Annotated in this window: 1 protein-coding gene; it reads left to right on the forward strand. The window is 63.1% G+C overall.

Features of this window, described 5'->3' with window-relative positions:
- Positions 1-255: hypothetical protein (locus QSK36_RS43360; RefSeq protein ID WP_502883477.1), on the forward strand; the 255-nt coding region annotated here is incomplete at both ends.

The following is a 255-nucleotide window of genomic DNA, read 5'->3' on the forward strand; positions in this document are numbered from 1 at the left end:
ACACGATGTACGTCTCCTACGGCAACACCAACATCAGCGTGGCCCAGCTGTCGGCCGACGGAAAGACCGAAGTCCGCAGCCAGCAGGTGTTCTCCACCCCCTCCAGCGTGGGCACCCTGGAAGGGTCACGGATGTACAAGCGCAACGGCGCCTACTACATCTTCCTGACCCGCCCGGCCAACGGCCAGTACGTGCTGAAGTCCACCAACGGCCCCTTCGGCCCCTATGAGATGCGCCAGGTGCTGCTGAACATGG

This window comes from Microbispora sp. NBRC 16548, assembly GCF_030268985.1.
Lineage (GTDB): Bacteria > Actinomycetota > Actinomycetes > Streptosporangiales > Streptosporangiaceae > Microbispora > Microbispora catharanthi.